This is a genomic window from Mucilaginibacter terrae, assembly GCF_031951985.1.
In the GTDB taxonomy this organism is placed as follows: domain Bacteria; phylum Bacteroidota; class Bacteroidia; order Sphingobacteriales; family Sphingobacteriaceae; genus Mucilaginibacter; species Mucilaginibacter terrae_A.
In genome coordinates this window covers 3,907,392-3,928,139 of the sequence record NZ_JAVLVU010000001.1, presented here as the reverse complement: position 1 = coordinate 3,928,139, position 20,748 = coordinate 3,907,392, and the positions used below count along the sequence as shown (strand labels likewise).

Here is a 20,748-nt window from a genome sequence, read left to right as displayed (position 1 = left end):
TTGGTTAGTGGTTAGTATCCCGGGTTTTGAACGTAACGGTTCTCGCTCCAGAAGATTTGGTTTTGCGGAATAGGCAGGTATTCATCACGGCCCTTGGTGAACTTCGCATTCTGATAAATACTTCTGGATGGCTTTTCTATGTTAAAAAAGTCGTTCATAACCTTGTCTGCAATGCCCCATCTTACCAGGTCAAAAAAGCGCTCGCCCTCAAGTGCCATTTCCAGGCGGCGTTCAAACCGCAAGGCTTTACGTGCATTATCCAGGTTCCAGTCAATATTAACCCCGGGCGTATAGGGCTGCACATAATATTTTGAAGTAGGCTGGCCATTGGCTTTTACCAAACGCGCAGTGCTGTTAGACGCCCGTGTACGAATTTCGTTAATGATCGGCAAAGCTTCTATCGGACGCCCCAATTCAATCAGCGCCTCGGCTTTAAACAACATTACATCAGCCAGCCTGATCATGATTCGAGCTTTGGTGTTTCCGAAGAACGGTGCAACGTTGATAAAACAGTCACAGTCTGGTGAAACGTTTTCTTTCATAGAGTTATAAGTGCCGTATATAGGAACGTTACGACTCCAGGCCTCGGTTACAACCCGCATAGGGTCATATTTCCAGGGCGCTCCCGGGCGGGATATGGTATGATCCAAACGTGGATCAACCGTATTATTTACAAAATCAACATTTTGCTGGCTGTAAGTATCTAACAAAGGCACCCCATTAGTGCCGGTTTTATAGGCGTTAGTTAAATTTTGAGATGGCTTTTGAAAATCACAGCAGCCAATACCTTGAGGAACCGTAAGCATGTCGCCGTAATTAACACGGCCACGACCGGCTCCGTCGTTGGTGGAGAACTGTACAGACATGATAGCCTCCGAACCGTTTTCAAAACTTCCGGATACAAAGTTGTTTCCAAAATCCAGCTGAAGTTTATAGCCCGACGCCAAAACCGCGTTAGAGGCATCTACCACCTGCTGTAATCTTTGGGCATCAATACTGGTAACATTGTGTTTTTCATCCTGCTTATAAGCCTGAAATAAACGTGTTTTTGCCAGGTAAGCATAGGCTGCATATTTATTAGCGCGCCCTATCTGGCTTTGCGTTGCCGGAAGGGTATTTGCAGCAAACTCAAAATCGGCAGCTATCTTATCCAGTATCTGATCCCGGGTATATTTGTTATTAGGCTCCAGCTTATAATCATCAGAGGGCAGGTTTTCGTCGATGTAAGGAATGTTTTTGAACAAATTTTCTACCATCAGGTACCAGTAACCTCTTAAAAATCGCAATTCGGCCTTCCTTGTATTTAATTGTGGAAATTGCGCCTGTGTAAATTTACTTAATACACGCAATCCTTCGTTTGCCCGGCGTATACCTACGTATATGTTAAACCAAATCCCATCATAGTTCCACTGGTCGGGGCGTGAAGTTGTAAATATTTCCATGGCATGAAATACATCACCGTCACTAATGCCGCCCCCACCCTTGTAGGCATCATCGGCACGCACATTACCATATTGGTACATACTGAATGCCCTGTTGATTTCATCATTACCCAACTGCGAGTAGGCAGCAATTACAAAGCCCTCGGCTTGCTCAGGGGTTGCCACCTGATCTTCGTTCAGGGTGCCTTTGGGGTTTACTTCCAGGGCTTTATTGCATGAGGTGAACAGCAATGTCAACAAAGCCATTCTATATAAATATCTTTTCATTAATTCTTGGTTCTAATGGTTAAAATTTCAGGTTAAGGCCAGCAGTTACCACAAGTGGGTTAGGGTAACCAAAAGCAGGTGTTTCAGGATCTAAACCAGTAAACGACTTGGATTTGTACAGTATAGCAAGGTTATCACCACCGGCATACACCCTCAAGGCTTTTACTTTGATTTTAGAGAGCAGAGAGGCTCCGAATGTATAACCAATTTGCAGGTTACGCAATTTGAGGTAGGCGCCGTTCTCAATAAAATAGGTAGATGGCCTGGATTCAAAATTATCGTCAGTAAGCGATGCTGCAGGGATGGTAGAACCGGTATTAAGCGGCGACCATGCATTCAATAACCGAGCACCCTTGTTAGATGAAGATTCTGTAGCACTCCAAAAATCTGTAAATAATTTAGCTTCGTTACGCACATCTACAGAACCCAGTCCCTGCAAGAGAAATGATAAATCAAAGTTTTTGTAATTAATTGCGGCATTAAATCCATAAGTAAACTTTGGCAGCGGGTTTCCAATCCAGGTACGGTCATAATCGTTAATTACACCGTCGTTGTTCAAATCGCGATAGCGGATCCGTCCTAATCCTTTACCAGGCTGAGCAGCCGACGAGTTAACTTCCTGTTGTGTTTGATACAAACCATCTGCCACATAACCAAAGAAGGAGCCAAACGTACGTCCGAGAATATTTTGTCCTCTGCCATCGCCTCCGTATGCATTTACCACCTCACTTGGCAGCTTGGTTACTTTATTTCGTACAGCATCAAAGTTTCCGGAAACATCTATGCTCCAATCTCTTCCAATTTTGCTGCGGTGGCCGAGGCTCAACTCAAAACCGTTATTTTGCATAGATGCTCCGTTAACCCAGGTGTTGCCGCCTTCGCCCAACACCCCTATATAAGGTGGAAGCAATAGAATGTCGGAGGTTTTTTTAATGTAGTATTCTACCGTACCGTATAGTTTTTGATTTAAAATGGAAAAGTCCAATCCGAAGTTTGACATCGTAGTAGCTTCCCACTTGAGGTTAGGATTAGCGTTTTGTGACAGGTAATAACCCGATGGTAGCACACCGCTTTTTGCCCCATTAATATCATAGGCTGTAATATTATAGCTGGAGAGATAGATATTATAGATGGCATTATTGTTAATCTCCTGGTTACCGGTCTTACCCCAGTCAGCACGTAGTTTCAGCTCATCAAAAATTTTCGTTTGTTTTTTGAAGAAAGGTTCCTCGCTGATACGCCAACCGGCAGAAACCGCAGGAAATGTACCGAACTTATTATTTTGGCCAAATCTGGATGAGCCGTCGAAACGGATAGTTCCTGATAACAAATACCTGTCCAGGTAAGAATAATTAGCCTTTGCAAAGTAGGAGAATAAGGTATTTTTTGCGCCGTAACCGCCGTTATCTTTAATTCCGGTACCGGCATCAAGGTACATGTAATCAGGATCTTCGAGTACAAAACCCTCCCTCGATGCCATAAACGACGTTGTTTTATCGCTGTAAAACTCGGTTCCTGCTACTGCATTTAACCGGTGATTGTTTTGTACCAGGTCGTAATTTACGGTATTGGTCCAGGTAAGTTTAACGTTATGGGTTTGGGTGTTAATTACTTTATTAACGTTGTTTACCAGGTAACCGCTTTGGTATTTTTTCTGCCAGTTACGTGAAGTATAGTCACCGTAATCAATACCTACATTAGACCGTAACATCAGGCCCTTGGTAAGCTTGGCTTCTGCAAAGAAATTGCCGAAAACCCGCAGGTAATCGTAATTATTTTGCTGATTGTCATTTAATACCCTTACCGGGTTCTGGCGGTCGTTCATGCCATCAACTGGCCCTCCCCAGCCCATGCCATCTACGGTACGCACAGGAATAATGGGTAACGCCTGGATAGCGGAATTAATGATATCGGCACCCACTTCACGGGTTTTGGTCAGGCTGAGGTTTTGTCCAACGGTTAAGCCGCCGCCGAACATCTTATAATCCGAATTAAGCCTGGCCGAGATGCGGTTAAAATTAGTGGTCTTTACAATACCCTGATTATCGAAATAACCCAGTGATAACAGATAATTGCCATTTGGCGTTCCGTTAGATACCTGTGCATCGTAGTTTTGAGTTACACCAACGCGAGAGATTTCTTTAAACCAATCGGTATTTGCTGATTTAAGCGTATGAGCATTATCAAGATATTCGGCAACCATAACGTTGTTAAGCACCGGCTGATTGCTAACCGGGTCTACATTCCAGTTAAACTGGTAACGGAGCCCATTCGTATTCGGATCATAACCACTATTTACGTAGGCTTGCCAAAGTACCCTGCCATAACCTTGCGCATCCAGCATATCAATTCGCCTGTTGTATGTAGAAAGTGCGGTATAAGCATTTACGTTAGCCTGCATAACGCCGTTTTTACCATGCTTGGTAGTCACAATAATTACGCCGTTGGCAGCACGTGAACCGTATATACTGGCTGCTGCTGCGCTTTTTAAAACCTGAATAGATTCAATGTCGGCTGAATTGAGTTCATGCATACCGGCCTTGGTAGGTACACCATCAATAATATATAACGGATCATTATTATTTAAAGTTCCAATACCTCTTATCCTTACTGTAGTTGGTGAACTCGGAGCACCATTACCGGTAATTAACATACCTGCTACCTGGCCTTGCAGCGCCTTAATGGGGTTGGCTACAACCTGCTTTTTCATTTCACCAACGTTAGCTATCGCTACCGAACCGGTGAGATCTTTTTTACGTTCGGTTTGGTAGCCGGTAACCACTACTTCGTTAAGTGATTTTGCAGAAGCTTCTAAAATAACATCCACCTGCGTCCGGCCACTCAAGGTGATCTCCTGGCTGTTAAAACCAAGGTAACTGAAAACAAGTACAGCATTTGCGTCTGATGCTGTAAGGGAATACGTACCATTTACATCACTTGAGGTACCCGTGGTTTTACCCTTTAAGGTGATATTTACGCCAACCAGCGGTTCCCCTTTGGCGTCAGTAACTTTTCCGGTTACCTTGGTGGGGCTTTGGGCACTTGCTTGTAGGAAAAAACAAGGCAATAATAGGATTAGTAGAAAATTTTTCAATTTCATCTCATGTTTAAAGGTCAATAATTTGGTTATTTCGTGAGGTGGTTAGCCTTTTATTGGTTAGTAGTTTCTAAAGTCAATTCTCATGTAAAGCATGTAAATAAGTTTGATAAAATTCCCGGTCGGTTTTAATTTTACCGAGTTCAGCATCAAGATGCCAGCCCGTATTGCGGGTACTTTTTTTTCCAAATAAATCTTTCAAAATCAAATCTCGAATAGTCAGGACAAGCTCCGGATTGAGAAGTAATGAATGCGCCCATTGCTGCAGCATAGTCCAAGGTCACCTCTAATGGTTCGTTATTTAACTTCATTGCTAGAAAAGCAGCCAAAAAGGCATCACCCGAGCCAATAGTATCAGCCACCTCTATGGCGTAAGTGGGGTAGTCATACCGTATTTCACGAGAATAATAAGTAGCGCCTTTTCGACCCTTGGTTATAAGCACCTCTTGAATTTGGAACCAGCTAAACAGAAGTTCTACTGCCTGCATTTCATTCTTGATAATGGCAGGTGATAACCACCGAATAATCAACAACAGTTCAGACAGGTTTAATTTTACCATATCAGCTCTTTGTAAAAGGTTAATAATAACGTCATCTGAATAATGAGGAGCCCGTAGGTTTACATCGAATACGCGGTAGCGTGCAGATTCGATAAGAGAGTATAAAGTATCGCGGGTAACCGGTTCACGGGCGCTTAAGCTACCGAACACGATGGCATCGGCTTGCGATACAGCCTGCTTCATCTCTGTAGTATAGGTAATTTGATCCCAGGCTACAGGTTTAACAATATCATATGTTACTTCATGGTCTTCCGTAATTCTTGCCAACACCTCGCTCGTGTTATAATCTGAGCTCCGTTGTACTAACTCTGCTGATAACCCACCAGATTTCAGGAAGGATATCAAATCATCACCAGCCTGGTCATGCCCAACGCTGCTTAATAAATCAACTGCTATGCCTAACTTATTTAAATGATAGGCTACATTCATAGGTGCACCGCCTGGCTTGCGAACATCGGGTAAAACATCCCAAAGAATCTCTCCGAAACAAACAACGTTAGGTGTATAATCTCTTTTCATTTTTGTCAACTTTAGTGCATAATTAAATTGTCGCCAATTGATTCTAAGGAGCGGCCCTTGGTTTCCGGCATCATACGCCAAACAAAAAGCAACTGCAATACCATCATTGTAGCAAAGAAAAAGAAGGTTGTAGCGCCACCCAGCTTTTCGGCCAGGTATGGAAAGCTGAACGCTATTAATGCAGCCATAATCCAGTGTGTAGAACTTCCAAGCGTTTGTCCTTTGGCACGTACTTCGTTAGGAAATATCTCCGAAATAAACACCCATATAACCGCACCCTGAGAAAAGGCGAAGAAAGCGATGAAAACCATCACGTACATAGGTATGGCAAAACCACTGAACTGCCCTGAGTAAAATGTTATACCCACTAAAAAAAGCGATGCGATCAAGCCAATCGATCCGATCAGCATCAACAAACGCCGACCTACCTTATCAATAACGTTGATAGCCACCAGGGTGAATATAAAGTTTATTAAACCAATGCCTACGGTAGACAATAAGGATGAGTGAGCTCCCAAACCAGCCATTTCAAATATGCGCGGCGCGTAATAAATTATGGCATTGATACCCGATACCTGGTTAAAAAATGCGAACAAGACAGCCAATATTACAGGTGCTTTATATTGCCCGGAAAAAAGACTGGCGCTTTTGCTGTTAGGTGTAGTGAGGTTTGATTGCCGAATAGCGGCCAACTCCTGATCGCAGTTGAGTGGGTTGATAACCCGCAATATTTCGAGGGCGCGTGCAATGTTCCCTTTTTTTAAGATGAGCCAGCGCGGGCTTTCAGGAATAAAACGAATTAGGATAATAAATAGTAAAGATGGAAAGGCTTGTACACCAAGCATCCAACGCCATGAAGTTTCGCCGCCCTGCCCAATGAGGTAATTAGAGAGATAAGATATCAGGATGCCCAATACTACATTGAACTGAAACAAACCCACTAAACGACCACGACGGTCAGCTGGTGAAACTTCAGATATATAGATAGGTGCAGTTACTGAGGAAGTACCTACGCCAAGTCCGCCTAAAAAACGGAAAACTAAGAATACATACCAGTTATCTGCCAATGCCGTACCTATAGAAGACAGCAGGTAGGCCAAGGCCACAAAGTATAAAGTATTTTTACGTCCAAACCTGTCAGAGGGTTTAGAACCCAACAGTGAGCCAATAACTGTTCCTATTAACGCGATAGAAATAGTTAATCCGTGCTCAAAGACCGATAACCCCCAAAATTGCTGGATAGATTTTTCAGCCCCTGAAATAACAGCAGTATCAAAGCCAAATAAGAAGCCACCAAGAGCCACGACCATAGACCAGGCCAGAACGGAATGTTTCCTCATAAAAAAAGTATAATTGGTTTACATTTCGAATATCGCCAGGAATAATACGAGCGATATTAGATTTTGTATCAAATTTCTCTACAAATTCAAAATACGCATAGAACACTGACAATCAATGCTATAAAACCAAAATCATAACATTATTGATGGTCAAATCTTCAATCATGTTACATCATTCTTTGGTTATGTATCATTTATGGCTATTGGGCCAACGTTCCTATTAACAGGTAATTTGAATTTAGTAACGCTTTGTTTAAATTTGAAACACTGCCCTTCATTTCTCAATTATAAACCAGTTGCAGTAGGTATTTTTTAATTATGCTTTTACATACCATAAATTGGGTGAGTTACTACCGCATGCTGGTATTTCTTATCCTCCTATTCATGTCTTCCGGGTGCCACAATAGCAAAAGAAAAGCGGATTTTACTATTGGTTTCTCTCAATGCGTGGGCTCAGACTTATGGCGTAAGACCATGTTGCAGGAAATGAAGATGGAATTGTCTCTGCATCCTGCGGCCGATTTCATTTATAAGGACGCTGGCGGTAATAGCACTAAACAAATTAACCAGGTCAGGGATATGCTTAATCAGGGTATTGATTTATTAATTATTTCACCTAATGAAGCTCAACCTTTAACACCCATTGTTGAAGAGGCGTACAATAAAGGGATACCCGTTGTGGTTTTAGACCGAAAAACCACATCTAACCAATATACGGCGTATGTAGGGGCTGATAATTACCAGTTGGGAATGATGGCGGGTGAGTATATCAAATCCTTATCAAAAAAGCCGGTTAACGTTGTTGAAATTATGGGGCTTCCCGGGTCGTCTCCTGCCATTGAGCGCGAAAGGGGTTTTAAAGACGGAATAGCGGGAAGCCCTAATGTAAAAATTGAATACAAAGTGTATGGAGATTGGTTGAAAGCCAACGCCATTAAACAGTTATCGAATATTAAGGCACATTTAGCGGACGTTAACTATGTGTTTGCGCACAACGATGTTATGGCATCGGGCGCACGCATTTACTTTAACCAGCTAAACCTATCCAAAAATGTTAAAGTAATAGGTGTAGACGCCTTACCGGGCCAAGGCGGTGGTTTACAGATGGTGGCAGACGGTGTACTCAATGCAAGCCTGCTTTATCCTACCGGCGGTAAAGAAGCAATTGCCACAGCATTTCAGATACTTAACAAGCTACCTTTTAACAGAGAGAATATTATGCAGTCGCTGGTCATTGACTCTTCGAACGTGCAACTCATGAAAATGCAATGGATACGTATTAACAGCCAGCAACGCGATATTGATAAGCAGCAAAGTTTGCTACAAGAACAACGCATTATTTATAATGATCAGAAGATCATATTAAACATCATGGTAATTACCCTTGTGCTGGCTATTATTTTTGGAGGGCTGGCATTTTTTTCTCTGTTAGAAAACCGCAAAGCAAATAAAAACCTGGAAACCAAAAACGAGGAAATACTGGCTCAGCGTAACCAACTGGTTGAAATGTCGGTTAAGGCTGAAGTAGCCAATGAGGCTAAATTTAATTTCTTCACTAACATTTCGCACGAATTCCGTACTCCTCTTACGTTAATATTATCTCCTATTGATGAGATGCTTAAGGATGAGAAACTGGTTAAAACCAGCGGTAAAGCCCTTAAAATTATACATCAAAACGCTTTCAGGCTATTAAGTTTGGTAAATGAACTTCTGGATTACCGGAAACTGGAATATGATAAGCATCAGATACGGGTGTCAGAAAATGATATCGTTGCTTATGTAAGGGAGATAGCCGAATATTTCCGACATCAGGCACAGCGCCTCAACATAAATTTTATTGTAACATCCGAAAGTAAGCATTTTATAATATGGTTCGATCCCAGAATGCTGGATAAAGTATTTTTTAATTTAATTGCAAATGCGCTCAAATTCAGTAATGAAAAAGGGACGGTCAGGGTTTCTATAAAACAAGGTGATGACCAGGATATTTTGATAGAAATAGAAGACAACGGAATTGGTATGACCAGGGATGAAAGCGAACGTGTTTTTGACCAATTCTATCAAGCTGACCATGCACCAACATTAGGGTCGGGTATTGGATTGGCGCTAACTAAGGAAATTGTGGCACTTCATCATGGCCGGATTGAACTAAAAAGCGAAAAGTGGATTGGTACGGTATTTACCGTAGTGCTGCCAACCGGAAACAAACACTTTAACAGCGCCGAAATCAGTCGTCCGGAAGTATCGCTTCCAGATTTAAATGAACGCTCGAAACCTTATACTGTTGATTTAGAAAGAATATCTTCTAAAACAACTGCTGATGGGTTCAGTAAACCTAAAGAACACTCTGTATTGGTTGTAGAAGACAACCCTGACCTTTTAAATTACCTGGAGGAGAAGTTAAGCGAACAATATGAAATATATACAGCAGCTAACGGCATAGCAGCGCTTAATGAAGCTATTGAGCGAGTTCCGGATTTGATAATTTCGGACGTTGTTCTTCCTGAACTTTCGGGGAAAGGGCTCTGCGAAAAGCTCAAGTCTGATTTTAGAACTTCGCATATACCCTTGATATTACTTACTGCGCAAAACAGCGTTGAGCAGCAGATTTCGGGAATTAACACTATGGCTGACGCCTATATTACCAAACCTTTCAATCTGGATTATTTAACAGCGAGCATTCAAAGTTTGATAAAAAACCGCGTGAAATTAAAAGAGCATTTTACTGCAGAATCAGACCGTACGGAAAAGATGCCCCTGGCCAAGGCCTTGGACAGGAAGTTTGTAAATGATTTCATTGGTATTGTGGAGCAAAATCTATCTAATGAAAAGTTTGGCGTGGATGAAATTTGCACCTTGTTGGGTATTTCGCGGGTACAAGTTTATCGCAAAGTTAAAGCCTTATTAGGTTGTAGCATAGCCGACTACATACTCAACCGAAGACTCAAAAGAGCCAAATACTTATTAAGTAACGGAGATCTTACTATCGCAGAAATCACTTACGAAATCGGTTTTTCAAACCCTAACTATTTCTCTACAGTTTTCAAATCCAAGTATGGTTGTACCCCGTCCGAATTTAGGAAGCAACAATGTTAACTCTCATTCCACACAAGTAAAATGATAACATAAAAAGATCACGTGCCATTTCACACCGTGAAGCGGGTCGCGGCCGGGAATTTTTGATAGTGATAATTTTTTCGGCATCGATATTTCTTTTTTTTGTTTCCGGTGCCCCAACTATTGAATAATCACTGAAAGGGTTGTCCTTAATTGGAGTAAGGCCGATCGACGGTCTGTTATGATGATCAATAGCTGCCGAAAATAGCCCGCTGAAGTCACGAAGGCAAACATGAACAGAGGCATCGCCAAGCGGCTTACCTTTCGCCTTATAAGGCCTGCCTAATCGATCCAATCTGGTCATAATTCGTGGCCCTCTCAAGAATGCTTCAAATCTTTCCAAGAAGTCGATAGTGATTTGTTCAATCGGCATATCACTTTGCCTTTTGATAAAACCGATGATGTGATTTTTAACGGTTTTAAAATTTGCCGCACTTTTTCCTGATCATTGTCAATAAGAAGCTTAATGTGTTGATCAGAGTAATTAAGAAAATCAATCTTCTTATCTTTCTTCAATAAAAAATCCTTGATGTCCGATGCAGTCATTCTACCGATCAGCTCATCATTATCACAGATAGCTCGTCGATAAGTATCCAGTGATTTATTAACGCAGCTAAGAATGAATTGATCTCTGATGGAACGATCTTTCTTAAGCTGTTTTTCGGTAACATAGAATTCAGTGTCGATAAACGAGCGATCCCGCTTGTGGCTGATGCAGATTTTTACATTGAAAGTCCCATCCGTTTTTTTGTGATGTTTTAAAATTTTTGCACTTACAGTGGCCATTTGAATTGAATTGGCACAAATAGAACTGTTACACAGTTGTTACACCTATTTGCGAAGTTTGACAAAAATTTCTTTCTAAGTGGAAATTTTTCGAATGATATAACTCTAAGAAATTTGAGGTTATTTGTATTCGCCTGGGCGGCAAAAACGGCCTTTAAGCCAAATTTAAGCGTTTTTTTGAAAATAAAAAAGCCCAGTACAAGTACTGGGCTTAGTGCTCCCCACACTGGACATAATTCGAACCAATTACTGGAAAACTTAAAGGTTTTGACAACTTTACAATTCGTTATGTAATACGGTTCGAGTCCTGCTCGGGTACCTACCTCCCGAACCCAATTGGACTGATATCAAACCGCTTATGTAGGATTTAAGGCAAGTTACATAAATGTATTGGGTCGATCATGTTTTAAACTGTAGATAAACCCTATATCCAAGATGACCGTGGAATGCCTCGTCGAAGATTTGAAGATATAATGCTATAAGATGGTTATTTGATTTGCCGATGGTAGTGCGCTGATAACTTAGAGGGCGAACTGCCACGGAGAAATTTAATATAGTCTTGCTCGTAGTTGCTTGCCATAGTTAGCGTCGAAATAAGCATTGAAGTTTTTTTAAGGAAAGATGCTAAATTTCTTAGAAGTTAGTTATCGATAAATTTATATTTGTTGCTAAATGAGTAACGATTTAAGTAATATTTTAACCTGGCAAAAACACTTTGGGTTATTGCCCATTCAACTGCGGCCAAATAGTGTTGTGGATGATAGCTTCATTATGCTCAATGGAGGACATGGAGATTTTTGCCTAAATACCCGTTGCGAAGATAATAACTATGATTTTCATTCTTCCGCTTGGTCAAGTAACACTAAGAATTTCATTGCAATAAGTGATAAAAGCATTAAAATCTATAACTGGAAAAAAGAAAAGCCTGAAGAGCTTTCGAAAGGGAAAGTTGAAAATAATTTTTAGCAAGTTTTACAATTATTTACTATCAACCAGCTATAGATCTGAAAGCGATATTGTACCTTTTATAATAGATATTTTTAAACAATTCCGAAATTTTACACAGGAAAGAAACAAGCCTGTTTCCGCTTTGAATCTTTTGTTTTTGCTTCTGGCTAGCATAGATGAAGATATTAAAAAATTAGACTTTGAGAGGTGGGGTATTAGCGGTATCGATATACCTAGTAATTTCGAATTATATACCGATAGATTAAGAAGTGGTAGCATTAATTTTAAGCCCAAGTTAGACTTAATTTTAAGGCATTCTTCCGGAATACTTTTTCAAGAAGCACAGAAAGAAGTCTCTTATTTTGATCGTCAAATTGATTTATGGGGAGGATATTCGAATAAAATTGAAGCCAAAGCCAGTCTTTATTCTAGTATACATTACACACCACCCTATTTAGCAAGGACAATAGTCGAACGAGCTCTACAACTTCTTGATCTAAATAAACCATTACAAAAAATATTTGACCCGGCATGCGGATCAGGAGAATTTTTGATTGAGTCTTTAAAGCAATTGAGAGAGAAAAATTATCAAGGCGCAGTTGAGATAATTGGCTGGGATACTTCCCTTACTGCAGTAAATACTACCACATTTTTGTTAAGTTATGAAAAGCGAACAATTTGGGATAAAAAGCTGACATTTCAAGTCAAAGCTGTTGATGATTCTTTAACGGAACTTTGGGGTAACGATTATGACCTTATTTTGATGAACCCACCATTTGTCTCTTGGGAACAAATGGATAAAAAGTCACGTGATTCTGTGAAAGATACGTTGCCTTCAACATCGATAGGGAAACCAAATCAAGCGAGTGCTTTTTTTTATAAAACTATACTTTCATTAAATCAAGATGGTGTTATTGGTTGTGTAATGCCGTCTTCATTATTGACATTGCATTCATATAAAGTTTTACGCAACGAGATATTGGGTATTATTGATATTACTTTAATAGGCAAACTTGGAAATTTCGTTTTTGAAGATGCTTTAACTGACGTAAGTATGCTTGTTGGTAAGAAACCAAAATCCAATACTACACCCTTAGTTCTTTGGACTAAAAATGAAAAAGGGGTAATTCAAGATGCGCTACGAGACTTAAGAAAAATGCATTATTTGCAGGAGTTTAAAGTTGTAGAAAAAGATTATAGCATTTATACGCCTACAGCATTTCCCATAACCAAGGAAAATTGGAAGACCGTCTCATTTCAGGAAAGTGAATTATTAAAAAAATCGAACGATTCGTCCAAGAAATTAAACTTGTACGAGTAATGGATATTTTCAATGTAAAACAAGGTATAAGGCTAGGAAGTAGTTTGTTCAAGATAACCCATAATGAACTTAACAACCTGCCTCTAAATGAAAGAGCCTACTTTAGGCCAGCGATTGATAATGATAGCGTAAAAAACGGACAGTTGTCCGAAAGGAATTTTATCTGGTACCCTTATGATGTAAATGGCCTAGTAATAGCTACTGAAGAAGAGCTAATTGCTAAAGCACCTCAATATTATCAGAGTACCTTATTACCTAATAAGGCAGTGTTAAAAGAAAGGGCTAGGAAAGATTTGAATAACTGGTGGTGTCTGAGTGAGCATAGAGCTTGGTTGCGTTCGACAGAACCCCGATTAGTTTCAACCGAATTTGGAAGATCAGACTCTTTTGCTTTTGATAAATCTGGACATTTTGTTGTTGAAAGAGGTAATGGATGGATACCTAAAAAGGACTTCTCGTCAATTGATGATTATTACTTTTATTTAGCAATATTTTCGAGTCGATTTTTTGATAACTTATTATCAATTTATTCAAAACAACTTGCTGGTGGCAATTGGTTTGACCTTGGAAAAAAGTACACAGACGAAATACCAATCCCTAATATAAACGATATAGAAGTAAAATCTTCCAAAGGTTATCATAAATTAGTTCAAGTTGGTTTAGAGCTATCTATAGGAAATTTACATGTTAAATCTATAGCAGATGAGTTTACTGTTAAATACTTTTACCCAGAAGTGTAACCGGTTGTATGTTCGATCAGCAAAATGTTATAAAGGAAATTAATAAATCTTGTAGTATTTACTTTGATAACTCTACGTTCATTTTACAGCCAAGTAAAGCCAATAGGTTTAATATCGCTGGAAGTTATACTTCTAAAGCAGTAAACCGCAATAAGAACAGTAACGAAGAGATTAATGTAATAAAATGGTTTAAAGATTTTTGGCTATTTGTAGATGTAAGGTTTGAGGCATCAGGAATTGACATCCCGAATACTTTTATATCAATTTCGGTTTTCCAAGGCGAAGAAAAAGATGAGCGAAAGTTTCAATTATTCAGGGCAGAATGGGACAATTTTGAGGATAATATATTTCACCCGCAACCTCACTGGCATATTTACGCTGACCAAAACCTTGAGAATTCGTTTGAAGAAATGATTGAATTACTTGAAGGTCAAGATGGTTTTGCTGACTTCTTAAATGAGGAAAGATCAAAAGGAATAGATTTAAAAAATATGCACTTTGCAATGAACGGTCTATGGAGCACGAAAGGTAGTCACATACACAAGATTGATCGTGAGGAAATAATGTTAAATTGGTTTCAAGGTGTATTAAGTCACATTAGAATACAATTGGAGCACGTTGCATAATTTTTAAGTTGTGGTGGAAGCTTAATTGTGAAGTCGTTTATAATCAAAGTTATTTGACCATCATTGAGTCTGCCTTAATTTCTTTCCCATTCATGATATTGCCATTGACTTTAATTAGCTATAAAAAATTTAAATGTATCGTGAATTTTCATGGTTATTGCCAATGGGATACAAATCGCTATTAATACGTCGTCCACAATTAGTCTTGGAACTATTATATTTTTCTAAAACTGAACGGTTATAATTACTAACTCATTTTAGATGATTTAATTTTCCGAGGGGAGGGCAATGTTTTGTGAAAACTTTCAACGTATATAAAATTACGCAATCTTCTATATATTAATTTAAAATCCACCTAAAATACTAATATTGTTAGTGCATTATTCTAGCTTTGTATAAATTCTATTACTCCTATTAACAATTAATTAAAAAAATAATTTATCCAACTTAGGATAAGTTCAAGACCAAAGAATTAAAACCCCTGCAATTAATTGATTTCACTTTAAAGCTCACTTAGGTGATATGTCAAAAGTGACATTAATAATTTGTGAACTAAAAGGGATTAAAGCACTAAATTGAAAATATGGATCAGCTTAATATGTTCGGAGGCTCTAAAGGCGAAATGCCTTCTCCTAAAATACATGTTGGAATTAACAAAGTTGCAAATGGCGAATTTTGCTTCTTTCCTTCCTTTTTTAATAAATTGGAATCAGATGATTTTTTTCAAGTACTTCGAAAAAATATCAGCTGGAAACAGGAATCTATGAATATGTATGGAAAAAAGATACCTTTCCCAAGATTAACAGCTTGGTATGGAGATCAAGACAAACCATACTCATTTTCTGGCCTTACATTAAAGCCGCAAATATGGACGAACGAATTGCTTGAAATAAGAGCAAGAATTGAACCTGTAGCCAATGTTCGCTTTAATAGTGTTCTGCTAAATTTATATCGCAGTGGCAACGATTCAATTTCGTGGCATACCGATGCTGAAAAAGAACTTGGTATTAATCCAGTAATTGCTTCCGTAAATTTTGGCGAAACACGAACTTTTCAGTTGAGACATATTAAGACAAAAGAAAAGATCGAAATCCACTTAACACATGGAAGCCTCCTAATCATGAAAGGTGAAACCCAACATTTTTGGCAGCACCAGATACCTAAGACCTCAAAAGTAGTAAGAGAAAGAATTAATCTTACATTTAGGTTTTTAATCTAAATCTTTTATGCCTTTCTATTTTAAACTCCCTCTTTATACAGATATGACACCGTCACAAATGTCTGTTTTAGATGAAACAGAACCTGTAGCTATAACTGGCGGCCCAGGAACAGGAAAAAGCGTCGTTTCATTATGGAGACATATCCGAAATCATTCTATTGGTAAAAGAAAAAGCACAATGATCACTTATACTAAAACTTTAGAGATCTATCTTGCTAGTTGTGCAGCGGCAGAGAATGTTAATGCTGGTAATTCTGTTACAAGAATTTATCAATGGGGACCAGGAAAAGGTGATCACGAAATTATTATTGATGAAGCTCAGGATATTGAGGAACATCACCATCAAAGAATAAGAGCTGCAGCTCAGGTAGTTTCCTATGGCGCAGATGATCAGCAAATATTATATCCAGATAAAGCCTCTTCTCAACAACAATTAAAAACGGTATTTTCAGGTAATCAAGAATATGAATTAGATGAAAATTTCAGGAACTCATATGAGATAATGTGCTTTACCCAAGCGGCGCTACCACAAAGACGTATTTCGGCGGTCATGATGAGAGGCCTAAAAGCAAATCGTTCGACTAATATTAAGCCGAAATGCATGTTGGTAAATTCATCAAATCAACAAATTGAAACAATTTTAGATATTATTGAAGAATTTCATTCGCAGACGCACAATATTGGAATTCTCGTACCATTAGGTAGACACGTTGATGAACTATATGAGCTTCTTAAATTGAAGAATGTGAAGTGTACTAAGTATCGTAGTAGTACAGATGAGTTAACTCACATGGAAAATGTGCATGTAACAACCTATAAATCATCCAAAGGGATAGAATTTGATACCGTTATTTTACCTGATTTTCAAGATTGGCAATTTAATAAAGTTCGTTACAATATCACTCTTAAAGATAATGACTACTATGTCGCATTTACTCGTACAAAAAGAAATCTTTTCCTAATTAGTACAACGTCTAACTTAAATATTGATCAAAACACTTTCGATATCGAAAAAGTTTAAATGGAAAAATCATCTTATTTTATACCAACTAATTCAACAATACTTCCAGTCTATTTTGGCTCAGGAATTATTATGCCCTCTGGCCATTATAAAGGATTTTCAGATTCTTTTCAAAATATTTCTAATGGAGCAATTGTTATTTCAGAGGACAGATGGCTGCCGGGATCAAATTGCTCCTTGGAAGTTATTTTAACATCTCAGGAAATACAAAAGTTAATACCAGCAAAAGAATGCAATGGCCTTTATATTCTCGCTGCAGCACTACCTATATCTCGAATTAAACACATTTTTTTTTCTGAAAATGAACAGATGGACAATACTATATGGAATATTGACAGTGGAACTGCCTTTATACCACGCAATATAGTTTCTTCAGAAAAATCGCGGGAAATAACTTTACATAACAAAGTAATTAAAATTGACAACAATGAAGAATTCCTTGGCGATGATCTATTAAAGAAAGCAAGACAATTTGATATATTGTTAGGCGGCTTTGCATTTATGAAGGTCTCTGCTGATCAGGATGTTAATTACCCGCACAATTACTTTTCAACCTTGTCCTTTTTTAATACTTTAATTAAGGACCAAATTAAATACGCTGAAGAAACAAAAAAGCTAGAGTTTGATTATTCCTATGCGGGACTATTCACAGAAAATTCAGAATGGAAATTCTGGAAACCGTATATATTTAGAGAGATATACGACAAAGACCTTGAAGATATTGCGAAAATTCAAGGTGTTAAATTAGAAAAGAAATTAGGTCAGATCAAATTAGATAGCGTTAATACTGATTCGATATTATTTGATTTGATACTTTTAAACACTTACGGTGAGAATAAGAAGAAGGGTTTGGATGATTTGTTTTCTTTTTTTGAAAAGGCCAACCTTTCAAACAGAAAGCAAGAAGAGATATCGCTGTTATTCGGCGTTCATATCGGATATTCTAAATTGCGAAATTCTTACAACGTAAACGGAAGACCCATTGCTACTAAGTTTAAATTAGAGAGTCAGTTAGATTATATTACTATAGAAAGTCTATTCCAATACGTTTTTAATAATAATGGCGATAAGTCGCTAGTTATAAAAGATTTAAACTATCTAACACCTGTTTTACCGAAGCCTTTAACTGAAACAGATAATCCCAACCTCACAACGTATCGTATTTTAGACACTACAGTTATAACTAAAGAAAAAGAGGTGCGTTCAAATGAGGCATTAAATTCCTTCACAGAATTTTTTACCGTATTGGCAACTGATATTTGTTCCTGGGGCAACGCAAACCCCATCTTTAAGGCTGATTTGAAAGTTACAGAAAAATACCTCATAGGTAAATTTAGGCCTTTGCTGGATGATGTTTTTCATCATAGAATACATTTTGAAAAAATTGCCTCAAATCAAAAGAATCTTCAAGTTAGCTACAATGACAAATTAACAATTGAACCAAAATCTATAGTAGAAAGAACTGTGTCAATTAGCATTGATGATGAGTTTGAGCAACTTAATTTTTCCGAATTAAAGGAGCGTGCTAGAAAGAAAAAACTTAAGGTTCCTTCGAAGCTTCATGGATCAACAAATGATATGGAAGAATTGAAACGACTATTAAGAAATACCCTGTCAATTCTTTAAAATGTCTCTCCTAGACGATCTTTATAGTGCATCTACGGATCCCGCTTCTTTGGATGCATTTATTGACTTTAACTATCAAGAGCTGTATGATTACTTTACTTGGCGAACAGATGAGGAACTAAGTGGACATATAGTGCCTATAAAAAATTACATCACAAGAAAAAGAAACGTTTTATTAAAACTGCCCACCTCGGCCAATAATTTATCCTTTTTAGCCTTGTTATTGGAAGTTTCAGAACGTCTTAGCTTAGAGGGAGCTTTTTCATACTTATTTAATTTTCTTCATATAAATCAGTATGAGGTTGGTGCTAGAATAAAAGCTTCCCATCGCTTTTTATTAGACACAGATACAGCTGAGACATATGGTAGTCGTTTTGAGGAGATTTATAATTCGTTAGAATCCGCAATAAATTCAGAGCTGGATAATGCTGACAAAGTATTAACTACCATTGTAAACTATTATGTAAAAGCTATTGCTGATTTTGGTAAAAACTATATTCAACTCGCACAATCTATTAATAAGAAAATATCAATAAAAATACGTGAAGATGAAACCTCCTTTTTAAATCGTCCACTAATTTGGGATATGTTACAAACCGAATTAACAGATTTTGAAGCAGCTGAAATACATATAAGACAACTCCTAGACGATTTTTTACAACGAGGCACTGAGCTGACTGAAAGGATTGATGGCTATTTGATCGAAGAAGATACCTCTTATACCCGTGAATTAGAAAGTGTAAATTCAACATTTAGTCAAATCCGTGGAATATCTGTTCAGCATTATGCAGATGTACCAAGGGAGGTCTTTGATTCGTTGCATAGGGGTGTTCAGATAATTACGAATGAATCCCAGCTTTACGTTTACATGTATAGTTATGGACAGATGCATTATCGAAAACTTTATGATAGTTTCCGTAATTTATATAAAGAGACATTTGCTTTTAATCTTAATATTATTGATTGGGGATGCGGTCAGGGAATGGCTACTATGGTTTTGTTAGAATATCTTGCTGAAAAAGAAATTAATTTAAAAAATGCTAAGGTGCTTCTAATAGAACCTTCAGCCGTTGCTTTAAGAAGGGCATCCTTGCATGTCAAAAAGTTTCAATCCAGTCTTAATATTTCAACTATCAACAAAAACTTAGATGAATTGACTACTAAGGATTTTAAAGATCTAAGCACAACGCGGCATCTCCATTTATTTTCTAATATTCTCGATATAGATTTTTTTTCGTTGAATCGATTGGTTGTGCTAATTAAGAGTCGATTTAAAGGTAGCAATCATTTTGTAATTGTGAGTCCCTATGTAAATGACACTAAAAAGAATCGCTTAGACACATTTGTTGATAGCTTTTCTAGCAACACCGAATTTGAGGTAATAAGTAGTAAGGAAAATAAATCCGGCACATGGGAAAAGACTTGGACCAGGATCGAGAGAGTGTTCACAACAGAAATCCCATGATGTGATTAATTATATCCATTACCCAAGCAAGCCATGTTTTTGTTCCACAAAAACGGCTTGCCGGGACACCCGGACCCGCCATGCCTCACTTCGTTCCGCACGGGTTGAGAAAATATTTTTGTTGGGGTACAATAAAAATACATTGGAGAGGTTTATCAATTAATAAGTCTGTCATTCGGAAGACTTTCTCTTATGCGAAAGGTCACTTCGCAGCCTGCCCCGGCAGGTCTCATTTTGAGCTGCCGATCGTTCCGCAGCTTACTCCGGATTAAATTTCGTTGGGTCTATGGGACGACCATCTATATCCGATACAGATAGAAAATCAGCTTTCATTAGAGTTCGTATAACACTAAGACAGCGGGAAGCGTTGCTTGCGTTAGCCAAGAGATATGGCTGTAAGCCTGGTGATATTATACGAAAGAAAATTTTCGCCGGACACTTTCCATCTCCAAAAATGGAACGGGTCGACCTGGAAACTTACATGGAACTGAAAAAGATTGGTGTTAACATCAATCAGTTAGCCTGGCATGCCAATTCAGGCAAGTTTCCATTTGGCATCGGTGAGCAGCTTACCGAGTTGAAGAAGCAGGAAACCTTACTGCTAAACTTATTGCAGGGAAATGATTGGAGATTCTGATGAAAGTGACCATCCCA

The 20,748-nt window shown here is 38.4% G+C and carries 16 protein-coding genes; 10 read left to right on the top strand and 6 right to left on the bottom strand.

Annotated elements, in window-relative coordinates; translation table 11 throughout:
• Positions 1 to 11: 11 nt before the first annotated feature.
• From QE417_RS16830 to QE417_RS16815, 4 genes are all read right to left on the bottom strand, one after another.
• On the bottom strand, positions 12 to 1,709 hold the full coding sequence (locus tag QE417_RS16830; RefSeq protein WP_311951631.1) for a RagB/SusD family nutrient uptake outer membrane protein: 1,698 nt from the start codon (positions 1,707 to 1,709) through the stop codon (positions 12 to 14).
• 19 nt (positions 1,710 to 1,728) lie between these two features.
• Positions 1,729 to 4,776: a SusC/RagA family TonB-linked outer membrane protein gene (locus tag QE417_RS16825; protein WP_311951630.1), complete on the bottom strand. Its 3,048-nt coding sequence runs from the start codon at positions 4,774 to 4,776 to the stop codon at positions 1,729 to 1,731.
• A gap of 179 nt (positions 4,777 to 4,955) precedes the next feature.
• Complete coding sequence (locus QE417_RS16820; protein WP_311951629.1) at positions 4,956 to 5,885, bottom strand: carbohydrate kinase family protein; 930 nt, start codon at positions 5,883 to 5,885, stop codon at positions 4,956 to 4,958.
• Positions 5,886 to 5,896: 11 nt separating this feature from the next.
• On the bottom strand, positions 5,897 to 7,225 hold the full coding sequence (locus tag QE417_RS16815; protein ID WP_311951628.1) for a sugar porter family MFS transporter: 1,329 nt from the start codon (positions 7,223 to 7,225) through the stop codon (positions 5,897 to 5,899).
• Between the two features lie 318 nt (positions 7,226 to 7,543).
• Between QE417_RS16815 and QE417_RS16810 the strand changes: the two genes are divergently transcribed.
• The gene (locus QE417_RS16810) at positions 7,544 to 10,321 is read left to right on the top strand and encodes a substrate-binding domain-containing protein (protein WP_311951627.1); all 2,778 of its coding nucleotides are present in this window, start codon (positions 7,544 to 7,546) and stop codon (positions 10,319 to 10,321) included.
• Here QE417_RS16810 and QE417_RS23680 read toward each other — a convergent pair.
• Both QE417_RS23680 and QE417_RS16805 read right to left on the bottom strand, forming a co-directional pair.
• Entirely contained in the window at positions 10,302 to 10,733 is a 432-nt protein-coding gene (locus QE417_RS23680) for a phage integrase SAM-like domain-containing protein (RefSeq protein ID WP_376717549.1), read from the bottom strand. The genes QE417_RS16810 and QE417_RS23680 overlap by 20 nt on opposite strands.
• The gene (locus tag QE417_RS16805; RefSeq protein ID WP_311951626.1) at positions 10,661 to 11,128 is read right to left on the bottom strand and encodes a hypothetical protein; all 468 of its coding nucleotides are present in this window, start codon (positions 11,126 to 11,128) and stop codon (positions 10,661 to 10,663) included. The genes QE417_RS23680 and QE417_RS16805 overlap by 73 nt, the downstream gene beginning before the upstream one ends.
• Positions 11,129 to 11,800: 672 nt before the next feature.
• On the opposite strand from QE417_RS16805, the gene QE417_RS16800 reads away from it, so the two are divergent.
• The 9 genes from QE417_RS16800 (at position 11,801) to QE417_RS23675 (ending at position 20,731) form a co-directional block, all read left to right on the top strand.
• Positions 11,801 to 12,094: a hypothetical protein gene (locus QE417_RS16800; RefSeq protein WP_311951625.1), complete on the top strand. Its 294-nt coding sequence runs from the start codon at positions 11,801 to 11,803 to the stop codon at positions 12,092 to 12,094.
• Positions 12,078 to 13,397, top strand: coding sequence for an HsdM family class I SAM-dependent methyltransferase (locus QE417_RS16795; RefSeq protein WP_311951624.1), 1,320 nt, complete (start codon positions 12,078 to 12,080; stop codon positions 13,395 to 13,397). The genes QE417_RS16800 and QE417_RS16795 overlap by 17 nt, the downstream gene beginning before the upstream one ends.
• Positions 13,397 to 14,137: a hypothetical protein gene (locus tag QE417_RS16790; RefSeq protein WP_311951623.1), complete on the top strand. Its 741-nt coding sequence runs from the start codon at positions 13,397 to 13,399 to the stop codon at positions 14,135 to 14,137. Before QE417_RS16795 ends, QE417_RS16790 begins: the two co-directional genes overlap by 1 nt.
• Positions 14,138 to 14,145: 8 nt before the next feature.
• Positions 14,146 to 14,763, top strand: a complete 618-nt coding sequence (locus tag QE417_RS16785; RefSeq protein WP_311951622.1) for a hypothetical protein — start codon at positions 14,146 to 14,148, stop codon at positions 14,761 to 14,763.
• Positions 14,764 to 15,346: 583 nt separating this feature from the next.
• Positions 15,347 to 15,982, top strand: a complete 636-nt coding sequence (locus QE417_RS16780) for an alpha-ketoglutarate-dependent dioxygenase AlkB family protein (protein ID WP_311951621.1) — start codon at positions 15,347 to 15,349, stop codon at positions 15,980 to 15,982.
• A gap of 7 nt (positions 15,983 to 15,989) precedes the next feature.
• Entirely contained in the window at positions 15,990 to 17,003 is a 1,014-nt protein-coding gene (locus QE417_RS16775; RefSeq protein WP_311951620.1) for a 3'-5' exonuclease, read from the top strand.
• A complete protein-coding gene (locus QE417_RS16770; protein WP_311951619.1) occupies positions 17,004 to 18,629 on the top strand; it encodes a hypothetical protein in 1,626 nt (541 codons plus the stop codon).
• A gap of 1 nt (position 18,630) precedes the next feature.
• Positions 18,631 to 20,094 carry a class I SAM-dependent methyltransferase gene (locus QE417_RS16765; protein ID WP_311951618.1) on the top strand — a complete coding sequence of 488 codons (1,464 nt, stop codon included), beginning with the start codon at positions 18,631 to 18,633 and terminating at the stop codon, positions 20,092 to 20,094.
• A 286-nt stretch (positions 20,095 to 20,380) separates the two neighbouring features.
• The gene (locus QE417_RS23675; protein WP_376717531.1) at positions 20,381 to 20,731 is read left to right on the top strand and encodes a plasmid mobilization protein; all 351 of its coding nucleotides are present in this window, start codon (positions 20,381 to 20,383) and stop codon (positions 20,729 to 20,731) included.
• Positions 20,732 to 20,748: the final 17 nt, after the last annotated feature.